Raw genomic sequence first — 15,956 nt, forward strand, 5'->3', positions numbered from 1 at the left:
GCCCGTAAAGTTTCGCGGCGCAAGAGGTTTAAGCCGCGCGCTTCGCTTATCCTATCTGAGCAAGGCTGTTACGACTTATATTCACCAGTTCATGGACGATTTGCGGATCTAGGTGATTTGCGCAAACTAGAGAGGTGGTGAGTTCAAGATCTTTGAATGCATCGATATCGACAAACTTCAGACAGTCTCCGTAGTGCTTCCTCCAGACAGATGCCTGTCCGGAGAGTAGTCCAATGGTCATGGGGTTCAGACAGGAGGCTACGATCTGATCGTAGCATGCCAGATCGCGCACCACACGATGAGTCAGTCCCACCTTCTCAGCCGCTTCACTTTGCAGAATCTGCCTGGTTCCTGGTATGCATGTATCGCAGGGGATGACGATCTCGGCATGGGGAGGGAGTGTGTCTGTAGGGGCGGTGGTTTCGGATTCTTCAAAATCGGGGTTGAAGACTGCGCAGAGGCCTTTTATTTGGTGAATCAGATGATGCTTATAGCCTGCCTTGGGGATCTTTGGCGTATATTCACAGATCAGTTTTGCATCATGTTCGGCTGGGGAGAGCGTATCGCCCCAAGTCTCCTCGGTTGGGAGAGCCAGTTGGTAAGCTGGATCTTTGGCTAAGCGAATGCGTAGATCATACGTCCACGGGCATGAGGGTAGGAAAACTGAGCAACTTGGTGGGTGGTTCGAGCCGATCGTTTCTGCAGTATCGAGAACTGATTCGTAGGAACGAAGGAGTTGCTTGATTTTGGGCTGCAGTAATTGACCTACTTCATTGAGAACCACCCGACCTTCTGTTCGGTGAAATAGTTGAATATCGAGGTCTTTCTCGATTTTTTTCAATGAGAGTGACAGAGCTGGCTGGGTAACGCCGAGGGTGCTAGCGGCTGAAGAGATGTTTTGATGTTCGGCGATTTGGGTGAAATGCTGTAATTGTTTGAGAGAAAGATTCATCGAGTGCGTTGTCTGAGTCTTTTGGTGATAAGGCTTATGCGGCTGGTGATATTTTGGCTGTTAGGTCGGAGAGTATTTGCGCGTGGTCGGCACCACGGAGTGTCGTTAGATAAATGGGGAGGTTTACGTGGTTGCCGAGTGGGTAAGGTTCCAAGTTCTTTGGGACGATTTCTGGTTTTAATAAAATGGAAGGAAATAAGGCATTTCTGCTGGAAGCATAGTATAAGGCCTCTGTGACATTAGCCACATAGGTAAAGGAATAGTCAGCGCTAGAGGTGTCGCGAGAACTATCGAGGATGGATGTTGCTTGCCTGGGGCTTAGAGGATGCTGGAGAACAACATCAGCATTTGGCGCCGGCTTTTCAGCAGAGGTTTCAGGTTTCACCCGATAGCAATAAATTCGCTCATGACCTAGAATGTGTGATTCCAAGGTGTCTTGCTGGGCAGGGGCTAGGCTGATGCAGCCCACACATTCTTGTTTCAGAACTTTATCGAACCCTGCGGACATTCGGAAGATATGCGTGTGAGATTGGTGCGGAGTGCCGTTACCCTGCAGACTTGCCCATAGATGCTGAGAGAATGCCAAGTAAGGAGTGATTCCAATATGTTGATGGCTATTAATCCGTCTCACGTTAGAGATCGTTTGACTCAAGCTCGTGAGTGACTGGTGAAGTGGGCGAAACGACTGAATCCATGCCTGAGCTTTGCTGGTTAATCCAAGTGTTTGATTGCGCTTGCGCTCGATGAGTTTGAAGCCAGCGACGTTTTCCATCTTGCGAATCAAACGCCGAAGATGAGATTCCGTAATTTGGCTGCGGTAAGCCGCTTCGGTGTAGGACGCTGCTCGGTCTAAATTGAGTAACCGTTCTAGATCAACGAGGTCTAACTGGTGTTTGTTTTTTGCTGACACTTGGAATGTTTTTTCTATCTGAAGAGAGGCAAAGTTAAAAAGTTGATTTGCAGAAATAGTGAAAAATCCACACAAATTAAATACTAACGCAACTTATACACCTTGAGGTGTGGTTGCTTCAAATAGAAAGTTAGATCGTCTGTGAGAAAGGTGACTGTCTACTGCTTGTTGGATATTTAGATGTTTCAATATCAGTATGTTATCTTGTTTGTTGAGTGGCCCTGTTCGTTTGATTACAGGTAAAATAGGTAATCGCAAAACTTATCCACCCATTAATATGAGTGCTTTTTTGGGTGGCGTGAATGATGGAAACATAGGGCCTCATGCTGACCTCGCGCATGCGTGGTCGTAGCTTGTCGAATATCGTGGCCTTGTTCCTAGGGGTTTTACTTTTGATTAGATGTCGAGTTGGCATAGTTTTTTCTGCTATTGATGCATATCTAGCAGGCTTTTAATATATGGCTGGATAATGTGAGTGACTGTCTAACAGTGAATGGTTTGATTAGTATAATGTCATGACCTCTTGATGGTAAAAGTATGTGAAGCGTATGAGAATGTAAGTGTGTGAATAATGAAAATTCAAACAACCTTACATTTCAAACAACCTTACATGATTATGAAAACAAAACACTTATACCTGTTAACTGGAGTGTCCGCCGCGCTGACACTTCCTTGTTACTCGCAAGTCGTCGTCGACGATGTCTTTAGTTACTCAGGGCCAGGTTCGGCCCCCGGGCCGGTGGAGGCCACGGCTGTTGTTGGGGTTAATGCCACGGAGACTGGCGTATTGGGTGACGGTTGGGATACGTCTGTTGAAATCGGGGTTGGACTCCTGTATTATGTTGCCGCGGACATGCCTGGTGATGGAAGCTTTACGATTTCGAACGGGAGTAATGTGGGGATAGGTTCGGTGCTCACTGCGGCGACTGATGTCGATGCCAGGAGGGTGTTTTCCAATACGCAATTAACCAGTGACGGAGAATACAGTTTCTCCATCACGAAGTCCCAATCAGGGACTGTTAATTTGTTAGCTGATATTGACATTGAAATCGGGCATACCGACGGCGTTACCGATACCGTGTTAGTGGACACAAGCACAGGCACAGGTTTATTGGGTATTCTCGATCTTGTCGGTTTGTTTGGAGGAACCGATACAGGGACGTTTAATTTCGACGGGGCAGATTTTGGAGATGAGGATCTCTACATTGAGCTGCGCACGGACACCGTGGCCAATGCACTGGGAAGCTCGGTGGTATTTTCCGATCTATCTATCGAGCGCACCAATCCAGTGCCCGAGCCATCCAGTTCGCTGTTCTCGATCGTCGCAGGAGGAATGATGTTGGGTTACAGAAGGAGAAAAAGCTCATAATACGGATGCTGCAAAAACGCGTTCTTCGTTAATGCAGTTGCCGGTCAGCTCTGGCTGACTTCTCAATGAGGCGTAACTTCGGTTACGCCTCAATTCATTGGTGGAAGAGGCGAAATGAAAGGGTCAAGCTTGTCACTCCCCTTGGCGCCCGATCGGTTCTTGCCATTTCGGGTTCACGATGGCAGAAGGGCGGCGCGGCCGTCTGGCTGAATCTATGAATATTATTATTGTAGGAGCAGGGGAAATTGGCCGGCATCTGGCGGTTTCTCTATCGAAAGAGGCGCACAGCATTGTGGTGATCGAATCGGCAGCCCAAGTGGCCACCGAGCTGGAGCAGCAGATCGATGCCCGTGTGTTGACCGGTAGCGGGGCAAGTGCCTCCTTATTGGTTGAGGCGGGCGTGGCGGAGTGTGATCTTTTTCTTGCTCTCACCAGCGATAGCACAGTGAACCTGATGTGTGCCTCGATGGCGAAGAAATTGGACGCTGCCAAAGTGATTGCGCGGGTGCACCCCGGCCTCCAGCGTGAGGAGTGGCTGTTTGATTACCGCGGGCATTTTGGGATCGATCACATTTTCAGCTCGGAGCGTCTCAGTGCCATCGAGTTGTCGAAGTTCATCCGCAACCCGGACTCGCTGATTGTTGAGGAAATTGCGCGCGGTCGCATCGAGCTCCAACAGATTCGTGTGGGCGAGCGCAGTGATGCCGTGGGGAAGCGCTTGGTCGATCTGAAAGCACCCGAGCGCACTCGGGTGGCATCGATCACCCGGGGCGGCGAGCACTTTGTGCCGTCGGCAGAAGACGCCCTCGCTGCAGGCGATGTGGTGACCATTTTTGGCGATCCGAACAAACTTCGCAAGCTGGCGCTGCGCCTGCAGAAGGGCGCTGGCAAGGAAGATGCCCTGAGAGTGGTGATCTTCGGTGGCGGGGAGTATGGATATTGCCTGGCACAAATGCTGGAAAGCTTTCATTGCAAGGTGCGAATTTTTGAAAAAGATCCCGTTCGAGCGCAGGAACTTACCGGCCTGCTAGCTAATACCACGGTGATCAATACCGATGGCACGGTGCTTTCCGAGCTTGAAGAAGAGCAGGTGGGCGACGCGGATTTCTTTGTCGCCACCGGCGGCACTGATGAGGATAATGTAATGACCTGTCTGCAGGCGAACAACCTCGGCACCAAGAGCTGCCTGACGCTGATCCACCGCGCCGACTATGCGCAGGCGATCAGTGCCAGTGGTCGACACTTTGGGGTGCTGGCGGCGGTCAGCCCGCGTGAGGCAACTCGCCGCGAGCTGGAGCGATTCCTGACCTCCGATAAATTCCACACGGTGAAAAAACTGGGTGCCGGCGAGGTGCTGGAGACCCAGGTGGCCAGTGCATCCCTCGCGGCGGAGCATATGGTATCCGAAATCGAATGGCCGGAAGGTTGCGTGCTGGTGGCTCGAATGCGTGGATTGCACGCGATCGTTCCCGGTCCGGAAGACGTGCTGCGCCCGGGCGATACCATCTACGCCATGGTCGCACCCAAGGTGCGGAAGAAGTTTCTCAAGCTGGTGCGCTGATCGGGCGCCTGATTCCCTGACCTCTGAATTATGAACTTTCGCATTCTTGCCAAATTCCTCGGTGCCTTGTTGTTATTGGAAAGCTTGGCGATGGCCGCGTGTGGTGCCTTTGCCTGGTTCGATACCGTGGCTGGTGACGAGGTGGCGCGCGACTCCTTGTTTCTCTCGGCTGCCGTCGTGGCTCTCGGTGGTATTCTGCTGATGGTCTGTGGGATTGGAAAAATCGACCGCATACCGCGCCGTGAAGGCATCGTGGTGGTGGGTTTGGGTTGGATTCTCTGCGCCTTTGCCGGCAGTCTTCCTTATGTTCTGGGAGAACCCCGATTGCACTGGGCTCCGGCCTTTTTCGAATCGGCCTCCGGATTTTCAACCACCGGCTCCTCGGTGCTGTCGGGCGATCCCAATGAAGCTCTCAACATCGCTTCGTGGCCGCGGGGGATTTTGATGTGGCGCTCGGTGACTCAGTGGCTGGGCGGTATGGGGATTCTGGTGCTCTTTGTGGCGATTCTTTCCTACCTCGGCATGGGTTCGAAGTCGCTGTTTCGCAACGAGTCGTCCTTCCAGACCGGTGAAGTGTCCACCGCCCGGATCCGCGACACCGCGTTGATTCTCTGGAAGGTCTATGTCTGCATCACGGCGATCTGTGCGATCGGGCTGAAGGCGATGGGGCTGACCAGCTACAATGCCATCTCCCACGCATTCACGGTGGTCTCAACCGGCGGTTTCAGTCCACACAACGAAAGTGTCGGGTATTATTCGAATTGGGGAAATGGCTGGTTGATCGAATTCTGGCTCAGCCTGTTCATGGTGATTTGCAGTATCAGTTTCCTCGTTTGGGTAGTGCTGATGCGTAAGCGTTGGAAGCGGTTGAGAAACGAAGAGGAGGGGAGGTTCTTTATCTTGATCTGTCTCGGCTCGACCCTGTTGATGGCTTTTGGTGTGGCGGAGTCTCAGGGGATTCCTTTTGCCACCGCGCTGCGGCAGTGCTGGTTCACGGTGACCTCGATTGTATCGACCACCGGCTTCGGCACCGTCGATTACACGCTGTGGCCCGGCTATGTGATGGTGATCATTGCGATGTTGATGCTCTTGGGGGGCTGTTCCGGCTCCACGGCAGGTGGCATCAAGGTGAGCCGACTGATCGTCTTTCTGAAAACTGCGCGCTTTGAAATTGTCAAAGCCTTCAGGCCGAACCAGGTCTTCCGGATGCATGTGAATGGCAATCCGCTTGATGCCGGTGAGCGCTCGCAGACGCTGCTTTTTATGGCGCTCTATACCTTTATTCTGGTGGTTTCTTGCTTGCTGGTTGCCTTGCTGGAAGTCGGCAATGGCATGGACATGATGAGTGCCTTCGGCGCGGTGATTGCCACCCTTTCCAATATCGGACCGGGTTTTGGTGAGGTCGGGCCAAGCTCGAACTTTGGTCATCTGATGCCTGCGACTCAGGTGTTTCTCGCCTTGCTGATGATCTTGGGTCGACTCGAACTCTACGCTTTGCTTGTGCTCTTTGTTCCGTCGCTTTGGAAGCACTACTAAGTCGCGGTCCGTCGAAGCTCAGTTGGAATAAATGTCGTCTGGCGCCTCGGCCAGGATTTGGTGGTAGGGGGAAATGTTCCTCAGCAGTTCACCCCAGAGGTTTTTCTCATGCCGGTGGGCGAGCAGATCGGCGCTGGGGAGTGTGGGAATCCACGACTGGTGGCGGAGTTCATTTTCCAGCTGTCCTTCGGTCCACCCTGAATAGCCGGTGAAGGCACGCACCAGAGTGCCGGGTTGTTGAGTGCGAGTAATGGCATCTTGAGCTGAAATTCGGGTGGCAAAACGCAGCTGCTGCATGGGGTCGGGGTTCGTGGAATCGATCCAAAACGCGACGAATGTCAGGTGCTCTTGTCCCACCGGGCCTCCGAGGTGCACTGGGATGTGGCTGAGCACGCTGAATTCCTCGGAGTTAAGCAAATCACCCACGGTTTGTCCCGTTGGGTGATTGAGAATCAGCCCGTATGCCCCTTGCTCACCGCTGTGTTCTGCGAGCAGGATGACGCTTTTGTTGAAAATGCCTTCACGTAAGGAAGGGTCAGCAATCAACAGCTGCCCTTCAAGGTGGATGGGTGAGTCCGGTGAATTCTGCATAGCTACCAGATATCAAACACTGGAAACGATGTCGCTGCCAAGTCTAGAGCTACCTTTTTTATCGTGAGCCGTCTTTGTTGAGTGAGAAATTTTCCGTGTTGCTAATTCGAGCCAGAATTATCACCATGGGCGCATGGATTGGAAACGTGTTCTCTCTCTTTTTCAGACGTCGAGCTTGGTGGCTGGCGGGGTGTTGTCGCTATCGTCCTGCGGCAGCATTGGAGAGATGATGGGGGGAAAGAAGGAGAGTGGTGATGCCGGTGGCGAAAAGCCATTGACCGGGATGGAAGCCTATCAGCGTGCCGGTGGGCGCATTGCTGGAGTCGGAGGTGTGGCTGCATCCGGCACGGTCACCGCCAGCGTCAGTTCCAATATCACAGGCATCACCGCTGAAGAGGATATTTACTGGGCGCCGGAAGATCCGGATGCGCCCATGGGGGGGGGATTCGAACAACTCTGGAAACAGCCTGAGAATACCTCGTGGAACGTCAGCTATACCGAGGCGATGCGGTTTTCCAGAGAGTCAGGAAAACCGCTTCTCATCTGGTTCACGGACTCCGCCCGGAGTCCTCTCTGCAAGGCACTGAGTGGTGAGTTGTTTTCTAACACCGGCTTCGATGGCTGGGCGTCAAAAAAGATCGTGAGGTTGCGCGTGGATAATGTCATCCGAGGCGTGCGAGCCGGGGAGGACGAATGGACACAGAAAAAGAAATACATCGAGTCCTTGAAGAGTCGCTACAAAGTTTTGGGGCATCCTACCGTTTTGGTGCTCTCGCCCAGCGGTGCGGTGGTGGGGCAATTCCGTGGCTATAAAAAAGGAACTCCCGATTACTACTGGGGAAGGATTAAAAGTGCCGTGGATCAGGCAGAACGCGATTACGGTCAGTGGCGAGAAAAGTATGAAAAACGGGGCTACCGACTGTGGACTAACCGACAAGGGCGTAAAACCTTCGCCAAGCTCTATCGCTTTAATGCTGGGCGAGTTACCTTGGTTGATCCCGATGGTAACCGAGGCTCAACGACCATCAACAAGCTCTCCGATGCAGATCAGCAGTGGATTATGGAGAAGAAGCTGCAACACGATGCACGACGTCGCCGTTAGCGCTTGGCTGGCAATCATTTACAAGTGATTTCTTGGAAAAATTCGCTTGCAGTCACAAAAGAAAGCGATTAGCCATTGCCGCCCTTTCATTTAGTTGTTCTTTGCTAGAGAAACGTTCAATAGAGAATCAGGGCATTCCATTAACCCTCATTTACCATCCTATTTACGAACCACCGTTATGGCCGCTAAGAAAAAAACTGCGAAGAAAACAGTCAAACGCGCTGCAAAAAAATCCACAAAAGCTGCGCCTAAAAAAGCAGTAAAAAAGACGGCCGCCAAAAAGACGGTGGTGAAAAAGGCCGCCAAGAAAACGGCGAAAAAAGCGCCAGCTAAAAAAGCAGTGGCCAAAAAGGTCGAGAAGAAAAAGACCACCGCCAAAAAAGCAGCCAAGAAGACAGCCGCTAAAAAGGAGGTCAAAAAATCACCAGCCAAGGCGAAGAAAGCTGCGGCCGTGAAGCCCGAGACGAAAAAGCCAGTGCAGCCAGCCCAACCGAAAGAGCCGGTGAAGTTGACCGGTTTTGCCAAGAAGCAATACCAGCGCCTGCTGGATCTGCGCGACAGCATTATGGATGCCATGAACGGCATCACCACTGACACCCTGAAAAATACCGACGGCATGGAGACCGGAGGCGGGGGGATGCACACCGGTGATGCGGGCAGTGATGCCTACGATCGCGATTTCGCCCTCAACTTGCTCGCCAAGGAGCAGGACTCACTGAGTGAGATCGAACAAGCGATCGAGCGCGCTGAGCGTGGCGTCTACGGCATCTGTGAGATGTCTGGCGAAAGAATCCCGAACGAACGCCTGGAAGCGATCCCATTTGCCCGTTACACCGTCAGGTGCCAGGAAGAATGGGAGAAAGGCCACAACGGTCGCCATCACTCAGGAAAAGGTGAGTTTGGATTCTCGAACGGAGCCATGCGCTAAAAGCACCGCCAGCCTCCCGAATCACGAAAAAAAAGCGAAAACGAAAGATTCTCTGCTTGACCAACAGGCGGAAATGCGTAGTTTGCGCCTCCCGTCCGGACTTTCATCCGGAGACCCAGTTTCTCGAAACACCGATTTATCACCCGAATTTAACACCTTAACAAGATCATGGCACGCGACATCATCATCCTCGAATGCACGGAAGCCAAGGCTGAAGGAAAGCCCACTTCACGCTACACTTCCACTCGTAACAAAAAGAGCCTCAACACCCCAGGTCGTCTGGAGAAAGTGAAATACAATCCTTTCCTTCGCCGTCGCACCCTGCACCGCGAGCTCCGCTAGTTTCCAGTCGTCTGGCCACTCAACCACTTAAAATATCATGTCCTCAATATCCACTCCTAAGAACAAGGAACGCCGTATCGCATTCTGGAAGGCTAACCGCCCCATGCCGCACCGCCGTCATGACATTCCAGAAGCTGAAATCGATTACAAAAATGCGGATCTGTTGAAGAAGTTCACCACCGAAACCGGTAAGATTCTTCCTCGCCGTGTGACTGGTGTTTCTGCCAAGCTTCACCGCAAGATCACTCGCGAGATCAAGCGTGCACGTGCTTGTAACCTTCTTGGTTAATTTTCGGCCATCGAGCCAACCATTTTTCAAGCCTGTCCGATGATACCGGGCAGGCTTTTTTGTTCTCAAATTTTCACTGGTCCATCATGAAGGAACTCAAGGATACTCAAAACGAATTCGACGATCGAAATATTGCGATCGACCGCGTAGGGGTCAAGGCTCTGCGCTTCCCCCTGCAAGTGCGTAACAAAGACGGCAGCACCCAGCGCACCGTGGCCACCACCGCCCTCGCCGTGGATCTGCCACATCACTTCAAGGGCACGCACATGAGCCGCTTTGTCGAGGTGCTGAACTCTCATGGCAACTGCCTCGATGTGCGGGAGATGAATGCGATTCCCAATGAGCTCCTCGAGCGATTGGAGGCGCGTAAGGCTCACGTGGAGTTTCGTTTTCCCTTTTTCCGAACCAAGGAGGCGCCTGTGACCAAGATGCCGGGTGTGATGGACTACGAGGTGGTTTTCGAATCGGAAGCCGATGTCGACGGCAATACCGACTTTATTCTCACCGTATTGGTGAATGTGGCGACTCTCTGTCCTTGTTCGAAAGCGATCAGTGAGCGAGGTGCGCACAACCAGCGGGGGACCGTCACCTATTCCGTGCGTTTCAAGGAGGCGATCTGGATTGAAGACCTGATTGATCTGGTGGAAACTTCTGCCAGCTGTGAGCTTTACAGCTTGCTCAAGCGTCCGGATGAAAAAGCAGTGACTGAAACCGCTTACGATAACCCAGTGTTCGTGGAGGACTTGGTTAGAAACATCGCAGCCCGTTCCAATGCCCAGGACAACATCATCTGGTATCGTGTGGAGGCTGAGAATCACGAATCGATCCACAATCACAACGCCTACGCAGTGGTGGAGAAATCCATGAGCTAACGGCGTCTTAGCGATCCAAGTATTCCATCTTTTTACTCCTTAGCCCAATCTCCATGTCAGACGATAATACCCTCCGCCGACCCTATCTCACCCTGCCAGGCGTGACTGGCATGCCCAACTTGCGCGAACTCCTAGCCCAGATGCCGAACGAAAATAAACATCGCTTCGAATCCTCCGGAGAATTCATCCGCCGTCTGGCACATCGTGTGACCAAGTGGCGTGAAGGTTTGGCTGAAGGGGAGGAGCCGGCGATATTTGCCCTGATGAGTAATGGCGATGCCGTGGAGGTGCATACCTTGGGGGAGGATGGTCACTCTAGCGTGGTAGTCGAGGGCAGCCTGAATGGTTCTTCCTGCATGTTCATCAGCCACCAGTCGAGTTTTCAGGTGCTCTGTTACACCCGTAAGATTGTGGAGGAAAAGCCGAAGCGTAAAATTGGCTTCTACGTTGGCGGTGAGGAAATTGAGGCTTGAGCTAAGTCTTGAGCTCAAGTGCTGGCTCGGCGGCGTGCTCTACAAAGCGGTGTCTGTTTGTGGCAGGCGCAACCATGCTGCAGGGCTGCGAGAGCCTTCAACTTTCCATCCATCGTCTGTATGATGGAGTTTCAAGGTTTCGCGAGTTTTTTCTTCCTCGGCGTTCTGTTGCGCAATGACGACGCAGTTTTCACTGACTTCGGTCACTACTCCTATATGGCCACATTCGCCCTCGAGGAATACCATAAGGTCGCCAGCCATGGGGATTTCGTCGAGTCCGTTCTGGAATTGAATCAAACCAGGTTTGGGGTTGATGGCTCCTTGTTGGATAGCGGGGTCAAAGAAAGATTTGGCCGAGGCCAAGTCGTCAGGCATTTTGAAGTTGTGAACTTGGTAATAATAGCGCCTGACGAATTCGGTGCTGATCCATTTGTTGCCAAATAAGTAGCCGTCTTCAGCTCGGTGCTCATCCTTGGTTCCGCAGCTTTGAGCCACCGGAGCATAGATTGGGATGCCTTGTTCAGTGTCGAGCACGCGAAGCTCTTCCTTCACATCGGACCTAGCCTTGTTTGGGGTTCCAATTGCGCCGATATTGAGCTCAAGTCGATCGTAATCAATCATAAACGGAACCCACAGAAAAGGGACCGTTAATATGGCAATTAAGATGAGCGTCTGACGAAACACACCTTCATTTTATTATGTTAGGTTAGGTTTTCAAGAACGATGTTAGAAATTTATGACACTTCCACCTGTTCAGGGGGGCTGATTATAGTTCCTCGATAGTTGGGCAAATTGAAAACTTCTCAATTATCTGCGCAACTTCACGGAAGATTGGGTTTTATAGACAGAGTATTGCGTTTACGACGTTAAAGTGAATAGTGACTACCCAACATGACTGACCTACTTATTGCACCAGCCCGCGAGAGCGGATGTGAGGACTTGGAAGCTCTGGCTGATGTGGTCCAGAATGCCGCCGAGCAACAACGATCACCCATCGATGATGTGCTGGATTCTGGTGCTGTGGATGAGGAGCCCTACCTGCGAAATCTTGCTGAAAAAACAGGCATGGAATGGGTGTCTGAAATACCCGAGTTCACCGAAGTGGAGCCACTGCGCCAAGCTTGTGGCCCGAAGGTGGCTCTGGCGCACCGCCTGCTACCGATGGCCTTGGAGTCCGATGGTGATCACGAGGGCGCGGCTCAGAGCATCGTTTTATTAACTTACGATCCTCTGAACTTGGTGGCACGTCAGGCAGCCACGCAGCAAATTCAGATTCCCATCATCTGGAAAATGGCCTCGCGTCGCCGGATTCACGAGTCGGTGAGAAAACTTTATGGGGTGGGGGCCGATACCTTCGAGCAGATTCTCGAAGGCCGCGATCTCGACTACGACAATCTGGAAACCTCCGACGAAGCCAACGTCATCGACGCCGATGAGGACGAGGAGGCCAGCGTGGTGAAATTTGTAAACCAAATCATCCGCGAAGCTCTGCAGCAGAGCGCGACTGATATTCACGTGGAACCGCTGCATGATAATCTACGGATCCGCTACCGGATCGATGGCTTGCTGGTGGATGTCACCGTGCCTGATAACATCAAGGCTCTTCAGAGCTCGGTGATCGCCCGTCTGAAAATTATGTCGCACCTCGATATCGCGGAGCGCCGCTTGCCGCAGGATGGTCGGATCAACCTGCAGTTCGAGGGTTCCACGATTGATGTTCGTGTCGCTACCGTGCCCACCGTCGAAGGTGAGAGCGTCAGTTTGCGTTTGTTGAACCAAGAAAAATTCACCATTGCCCGCTTGGGGATGGAGAAGTTTGTTCAGGACCGCATCGAGCAGCTGATCAAGCTTTCCAATGGAATTATCCTCATTACCGGACCCACAGGTTCGGGTAAATCGACCAGTCTTTATTCCTTCCTCAGTGAAGTGAACTCTCCGGATACTCGGATTGTGACCATTGAGGATCCGGTGGAGAACAAGCTCCCCGGCGTGATGCAAATTGCAGTTAAATCAGATATTGGTCTGACCTTTGCCAGCGGCCTGCGATCGATCCTCCGTGCCGACCCCAATATCGTCATGATTGGTGAGATTCGAGATCTGGAGACGGCAGAAATTGCCATCCGTGCCTCGCTCACTGGTCACTTGGTGTTCAGCACCTTGCACACCAATGATGCTTTGGGCGGAATTAGTCGTCTGACCGATATGGGCGTGGAGCCTTTCCTGGTTTCCGCCTCGGTGCGGGCCTTCCTGGCGCAGCGCCTGGTGCGTCGTCTCTGCCCAAGCTGTAAAGTGCCCCACGAGCTGACTGAACTGCAGCGCAGAGAGCTGGAAATCCCTGACGAAATCGTCGGTCAGTGCTACGATTCTGTAGGCTGCGACAAGTGCCGAAACACCGGCTTCAAGGGACGTCTCGCTATTTACGAAGTCGCTCTAATCACAGATGCCGTGCAAGACCTCATCGTGAAGGGGGCCGATAACCGAGACTTGCTCGAGCAAGCGCACAAAGATGGCTACGTGCCGATGCGTGAGTATGGCTGGCATAAGGTGATGAAAGGCGAAACCACTCTGGAAGAGGTGATTTCCGTCACCAGCTCCGACATCGTATAATCATCAGCACGAGAGTTCACCTCAATCAAGCATGGCAGTTTTCACATACAAGGCGCTCGCAAAGGATGGCGCTGTTTCCACAGGAGAAATCACCGCGGGCGACCGCACAGAGGCGATCAAGGTGCTAAGTCGGCGCGGCTTGCAGCCGGTCAATTTATCCGCCTCATCGGTCGCTAAACCTTCGCCGAAGGCAAAGAAAAACGACTCGTCGAAAGCCACGAAGGAGAGCCCCCCAGTTAAAGGGGAAAAGCCTCCCGAGAAAGAAGGCAAGGGGCCGGCGCGAGACGCCAATGGTCTGCTCAAGCTGAAGCGTGCCGAGGTGGTGATGTTTACCGAGGAGCTCAGTGAGATGTTAGGTGCCGGACTCCAGCTGGAACCGGCGCTGAAATCGATGGAAAACCGTGAGGAGCTAGGCTCACTCAAGGATGTTTCTCGTGATATTCGTCAGCTGGTGCGTGACGGTAGCAGCTTTTCTCTCGCGCTACGCAAGGTGAGCGATAGCTTCGGGCCTCTCTACTGCAGCCTCGCTGCTGCTGGTGAGGCTTCCGGTGCGTTGGATACCATTCTCAAACGTCAGGCGCACTATCTGAAGACTTTGCAAGAGCTTCAGAGTAAGGTGACCCTCGCTCTCATTTACCCGGCCTTCCTAGTGCTGGCCGGCATCGGTGTCGGGGTGATCTTTGTCACCAAGTTAATCCCGCAGCTGACCGATCTGATTTCCAGCACCCCGGGTGGTAAGATTCCCCTGGGCGCAAAGATCCTCATTAACACCAGTAACTTTTTCCAGCAATGGTGGCTGGTCATGCTGCTCACCTTGGTCGGCGGCGCACTGATCTTCAAGGCTTGGAAAGATGCTGAATCAAACCGACTGACGTGGGATCGCACCAAGCTCAAGCTTCCGCTGTTAGGTGCGGTGATCGAGAGCCGGTTCTATGTCCAATTTCTGGAAACTTTGGCGAACCTGGTGGGCAATGGTCTGCCACTTTTACGCTCCCTCGAATTGTCACGTGATGCCACTCAGAACTTACATATCCGTGGTCACATGGATCGGGTGATCGAGATGGTGGGGGACGGTCGTTCCTTCTCGCGCTCCCTCATCAGCACGGGGATTTTCCCACCCTTGTTGATCGATATGGTCTCGGTCGGTGAGAAAACCGGTAAGCTGGACAAGTCTCTGCGCCGCGCTGCCGAGCGCTATGATTCCGAGCTCAACAAATCGCTCTCACGGGTGATGGAGTTGATCATGCCAGTGGTGCTGGTTGTCATGGCTTTGCTGATCGGCACCATGGCCTACCTGATGATCACCGCGATCTTCCAGACTATTGACAATTTGGGTGGCCGTTAGATCCCGTCGCGACTTGCCCATTGCCTGATTCTGTGTCATGGCGTGGGCATGAATGTGAGACTGATTGATCAAGCCCTGGTAGAGAAATGTCTAACGATGCCGCGCGCCATCGAGCTGATGCGCCAGGCATACGCCGACCTGACTGAAGGCAAGGTGGACAGCCCGCTGCGCACGGCTCTGGTGAACGAGGGAGGCACTGTTCTCTATAAGCCTGCTTACTCATCTGGAGCGGGGATTTTCTGCGTCAAGGTGGTCTCTGTGTTTGCCGATAACGTCAATCGGGGGCTGCCCGTGACGCCAGGCATCATCGTGGTCAATAGCTCGGAAACCGGGATGCCCTTGGCGATTTTGGAAGCTGGCTATTTGACCTCGTTGCGCACCGGCGCCGCCACGGGGATTGCGACCGAGGTTCTGGCTCCTGCCGATGCCACGATCGGAGCCCTATTCGGCACCGGTGGACAATCGCGCCACCAGCTCGAAGCGATGCTTTGCGCGCGTGATTTCACCAAGATTTACGTCTTCTCTAGAAAGCAGGAAAATGCGGTGAGGTTCTGCGAGGAAAATGCCGACATCGCGGGGGACTGTGAATTGGTGGCTAATCCGGACCGCGCGGTGCTCAAAGACTGTCACGTGATTACGGCAGCCACCACCAGTCCGACCGCCGTTTTTTCCGACGATGAAATCTCAGACAGCGTGCATATCAATGCCATCGGTTCCCTCGGGGCGGAGCGCACGGAGGTATCTGCAGAGACGCTACTGCGCTCCGATGTGGTGGTCGATCAACGCGCCGCCTGCCTCAAAGAGGCCGGTGAGATCTGTCTGATGCGTGATCAGGGGCTGATCGGTGACGACTATCATCCTCTGGAAATTGGCGAGATCATCCTTGGCGATCAATCGACCGGGGAAAGGGATCGACCCACGGTGTTCAAATCCGTGGGCAATGCGGCGCAGGATCTTATTTGTTCGGCTGAAATCTACCGTTATGCCGAAGAGCATGGTTTGGGCGCCCAGGCGGAGCTGTAAGCGACGAAGCTCCACCCAAAAAACACGGTCGAGCCCTGAGGCCCGACCGTGGGGGA

General features: G+C 53.0%; 16 protein-coding genes. 12 read left to right on the forward strand and 4 right to left on the reverse strand.

Going from position 1 to position 15,956, the window contains the following annotated elements; all coding sequences use genetic code 11:
- Window positions 1-46 precede the first annotated feature (46 nt).
- Together JO972_RS06870 and JO972_RS06875 are read right to left on the reverse strand one after the other, a co-directional pair.
- Window positions 47-952, reverse strand: coding sequence for a LysR family transcriptional regulator (locus JO972_RS06870; RefSeq protein WP_309489279.1), 906 nt, complete (start codon window positions 950-952; stop codon window positions 47-49).
- Between the two features lie 34 nt (window positions 953-986).
- Complete coding sequence (locus JO972_RS06875) at window positions 987-1,937, reverse strand: LysR family transcriptional regulator (RefSeq protein ID WP_309489280.1); 951 nt, start codon at window positions 1,935-1,937, stop codon at window positions 987-989.
- A gap of 541 nt (window positions 1,938-2,478) precedes the next feature.
- Here JO972_RS06875 and JO972_RS06880 point away from each other — a divergent pair.
- The 3 genes from JO972_RS06880 to JO972_RS06890 all read left to right on the forward strand — a co-directional run bounded on the left by JO972_RS06880 (window position 2,479) and on the right by JO972_RS06890 (window position 6,328).
- Window positions 2,479-3,231 (forward strand): PEP-CTERM sorting domain-containing protein, encoded by a 753-nt coding sequence (locus tag JO972_RS06880; protein WP_309489281.1) that lies wholly within the window; start codon window positions 2,479-2,481, stop codon window positions 3,229-3,231.
- A gap of 214 nt (window positions 3,232-3,445) precedes the next feature.
- Window positions 3,446-4,792 (forward strand): Trk system potassium transporter TrkA, encoded by a 1,347-nt coding sequence (gene trkA, locus JO972_RS06885; protein WP_309489282.1) that lies wholly within the window; start codon window positions 3,446-3,448, stop codon window positions 4,790-4,792.
- Window positions 4,793-4,822: 30 nt separating this feature from the next.
- The gene (locus JO972_RS06890) at window positions 4,823-6,328 is read left to right on the forward strand and encodes a TrkH family potassium uptake protein (RefSeq protein WP_309489283.1); all 1,506 of its coding nucleotides are present in this window, start codon (window positions 4,823-4,825) and stop codon (window positions 6,326-6,328) included.
- 18 nt (window positions 6,329-6,346) lie between these two features.
- On the opposite strand, the gene JO972_RS06895 is transcribed toward JO972_RS06890, so the two are convergent.
- A complete protein-coding gene (locus JO972_RS06895; protein WP_309489284.1) occupies window positions 6,347-6,919 on the reverse strand; it encodes a YqgE/AlgH family protein in 573 nt (190 codons plus the stop codon).
- 133 nt (window positions 6,920-7,052) lie between these two features.
- On the opposite strand from JO972_RS06895, the gene JO972_RS06900 reads away from it, so the two are divergent.
- The 6 genes from JO972_RS06900 to JO972_RS06925 all read left to right on the forward strand — a co-directional run bounded on the left by JO972_RS06900 (window position 7,053) and on the right by JO972_RS06925 (window position 10,925).
- A complete protein-coding gene (locus JO972_RS06900) occupies window positions 7,053-8,021 on the forward strand; it encodes a thioredoxin fold domain-containing protein (RefSeq protein WP_309489285.1) in 969 nt (322 codons plus the stop codon).
- A gap of 178 nt (window positions 8,022-8,199) precedes the next feature.
- A complete protein-coding gene (locus JO972_RS16825) occupies window positions 8,200-8,949 on the forward strand; it encodes a TraR/DksA family transcriptional regulator (protein ID WP_309489286.1) in 750 nt (249 codons plus the stop codon).
- A 168-nt stretch (window positions 8,950-9,117) separates the two neighbouring features.
- Window positions 9,118-9,291 (forward strand): 50S ribosomal protein L33, encoded by a 174-nt coding sequence (rpmG, locus tag JO972_RS06910; protein ID WP_309489287.1) that lies wholly within the window; start codon window positions 9,118-9,120, stop codon window positions 9,289-9,291.
- 37 nt (window positions 9,292-9,328) lie between these two features.
- Complete coding sequence (rpsR, locus tag JO972_RS06915; RefSeq protein WP_343221548.1) at window positions 9,329-9,580, forward strand: 30S ribosomal protein S18; 252 nt, start codon at window positions 9,329-9,331, stop codon at window positions 9,578-9,580.
- Between the two features lie 86 nt (window positions 9,581-9,666).
- Window positions 9,667-10,452 carry a GTP cyclohydrolase FolE2 gene (gene folE2, locus JO972_RS06920; protein ID WP_309489288.1) on the forward strand — a complete coding sequence of 262 codons (786 nt, stop codon included), beginning with the start codon at window positions 9,667-9,669 and terminating at the stop codon, window positions 10,450-10,452.
- A gap of 53 nt (window positions 10,453-10,505) precedes the next feature.
- The gene (locus tag JO972_RS06925) at window positions 10,506-10,925 is read left to right on the forward strand and encodes a hypothetical protein (RefSeq protein WP_309489289.1); all 420 of its coding nucleotides are present in this window, start codon (window positions 10,506-10,508) and stop codon (window positions 10,923-10,925) included.
- 39 nt (window positions 10,926-10,964) lie between these two features.
- Here JO972_RS06925 and JO972_RS06930 read toward each other — a convergent pair whose 3' ends face one another.
- A complete protein-coding gene (locus JO972_RS06930; protein WP_309489290.1) occupies window positions 10,965-11,609 on the reverse strand; it encodes a CHAP domain-containing protein in 645 nt (214 codons plus the stop codon).
- A 207-nt stretch (window positions 11,610-11,816) separates the two neighbouring features.
- Here JO972_RS06930 and JO972_RS06935 point away from each other — a divergent pair, with 207 nt between their 5' ends.
- From JO972_RS06935 to JO972_RS06945, 3 genes are read left to right on the forward strand one after another with little or no spacing between them, the layout of a single operon-like run.
- Window positions 11,817-13,532, forward strand: coding sequence for a GspE/PulE family protein (locus tag JO972_RS06935; RefSeq protein ID WP_309489291.1), 1,716 nt, complete (start codon window positions 11,817-11,819; stop codon window positions 13,530-13,532).
- 31 nt (window positions 13,533-13,563) lie between these two features.
- Window positions 13,564-14,877 carry a type II secretion system F family protein gene (locus JO972_RS06940; protein ID WP_309489292.1) on the forward strand — a complete coding sequence of 438 codons (1,314 nt, stop codon included), beginning with the start codon at window positions 13,564-13,566 and terminating at the stop codon, window positions 14,875-14,877.
- 48 nt (window positions 14,878-14,925) lie between these two features.
- Window positions 14,926-15,900: an ornithine cyclodeaminase family protein gene (locus JO972_RS06945; protein WP_309489293.1), complete on the forward strand. Its 975-nt coding sequence runs from the start codon at window positions 14,926-14,928 to the stop codon at window positions 15,898-15,900.
- Window positions 15,901-15,956 lie beyond the last annotated feature (56 nt).

Source organism: Oceaniferula flava, from assembly GCF_016811075.1.
GTDB lineage: Bacteria > Verrucomicrobiota > Verrucomicrobiia > Verrucomicrobiales > Akkermansiaceae > Oceaniferula > Oceaniferula flava.